Genomic DNA, 1,591 nt, shown 5'->3' with positions numbered 1-1,591 from the left:
CCCCCGCTGAGGCAGCGCCCTCCGCTGAGACAGCGGCCCCCGCCCTGCGTCCGCGCCCCGCCGTCAACCGGGACAACGCCTTCTTCTTCGAGGGCGCGCGGCAGCACCGGCTGCTCATCCAGCGCTGCACCGCCTGCTCCGTACCGCGTCACCCTCCGGGGCCGTGCTGCCCCGGGTGCGGCTCCCTGGAGTGGGACACCGTCGAGGCCGGCGGGCGCGGTCACGTCTACAGCTTCGTCGTGAACCACCATCCGCGGCACCCCGCGTTCGACTCGCCGTACCTCGTCGCCGTCGTCGAACTCGCCGAAGGCACCCGGCTCGTCACCAACCTGACCGGCATCGCCCCCGACGAGGTCACCATCGGCATGCCCGTCGTCCTCGACTGGCTCGACGCCGACCCCGATCTGACCCTGCCGGTGTTCCGGCCCGCCCCGACGGAGGCGCCCTGATGGATTTCTCCCTGGGAGAAGAGCTCGAAGCGGTACGTGACCTGGCCCGCGAGATCTTCGCCGACCGCGTCACGCCCGAGCGGCTGCGCGAGGTGGAGACCTCGGCCGGCCGCGTCGACGAACCGCTGTGGGCGGACCTCGTCACGGCCGGGCTGCTCGCCGCGGTCCTGCCCGGACAGGACGGCGGATCCGGCCTCGGGACGGCCGGGCTCTGCGTCCTCCTGGAGGAACAGGGCCGGTGCGTGGCCCCGTTGCCGCTGTGGCCCGCGCTGACCGGCGCGCTCACCGTCGCGGCGTACGGCACCGGGACGCAGCGGTCGCGGCTGCTGCCGGACCTCATGAACGGCACCGGCCGGCTGACCGTCGCCCTGGAGGAGTTCGGTGCCGTTGAGCCCCTGACGCCCCGCACGGCCGCGGTCGCCGACGGACCGGGGTGGCGCCTGACCGGGGTCAAGGCCGTGGTCCCCGCTCCCGCCGGTGCGCGCCACGTCCTGGTGACCGCTTCGGCGGGGGCCGGGCCGGGCGTCTTCCTCGTCGCCTCGGACGCCCGGGGCGTGAGCTGGGAGTCCGCGGAGACCACCAGTCACGACATGAGCGCCCACCTCACGCTGCACGACGCCCCGGCGGAGCTCGTCGGCACGCCGGGTGACGGGGCCGCCGCGCACCTCGTGCGGATCGCCTCCATCGCGCTGGCCGCCGTCCAGACCGGCGTGGCCGAAGGAGCGCTGGGCCACGCGGCCGGGCACCTGCGCGAGCGGGAGCAGTTCGGCCGCCCGCTCGCCACGTTCCAGGCCGTTCAGCACCAGCTGGCGGACTGCTACATCGACATCGAGGCGATGCGGGTCACCCTCTGGCAGGCCGTCGACGCACTGGCGGAACCCTTCGACGCGGCCGGCGCCGACCGGGCCGCGCTGGTCGCCAAGTGGTGGGCCACCGAAGGGGGTCTGAACACCGTGCACCGGATCCAGCACGTGCACGGAGGCATCGGCGTCGACACCGACTACCCGGTGCACCGGCACTTCCTGTGGGGCAAGCAGATCTCCACCACCCTGGGCGGCGCGGGCGCAGACCTCGAACGTCTCGGAGCGCTCCTCGCCGACGCGGCGGTGACCTCGTGACCGCGGCCCCGGGCACCCTCCCGC

Annotated in this window: 2 protein-coding genes; both read left to right on the top strand. The window is 74.5% G+C overall.

The window, feature by feature from the left end:
• A partial coding sequence (locus JGS39_RS39360; RefSeq protein ID WP_219574564.1) for a Zn-ribbon domain-containing OB-fold protein occupies window positions 1-449 on the top strand: 449 nt, incomplete at its 5' end.
• Complete coding sequence (locus tag JGS39_RS39355) at window positions 449-1,567, top strand: acyl-CoA dehydrogenase family protein (RefSeq protein ID WP_219574563.1); 1,119 nt, start codon at window positions 449-451, stop codon at window positions 1,565-1,567. The genes JGS39_RS39360 and JGS39_RS39355, both read left to right, overlap by 1 nt.
• The last annotated feature ends 24 nt before the right edge of the window (window positions 1,568-1,591 follow it).

The organism is Streptomyces poriferorum (assembly GCF_019399235.1).
In the GTDB taxonomy this organism is placed as follows: domain Bacteria; phylum Actinomycetota; class Actinomycetes; order Streptomycetales; family Streptomycetaceae; genus Streptomyces; species Streptomyces poriferorum.
This window is presented reverse-complemented; position numbering and strand designations above follow the sequence as displayed.

Coding starts and splice junctions, on each gene's coding strand:
- JGS39_RS39355 (WP_219574563.1), top strand. CDS start 449: ATGGATTTCTCCCTGGGAGAAGAGCTCGAAGCGGTACGTGACCTGGCC.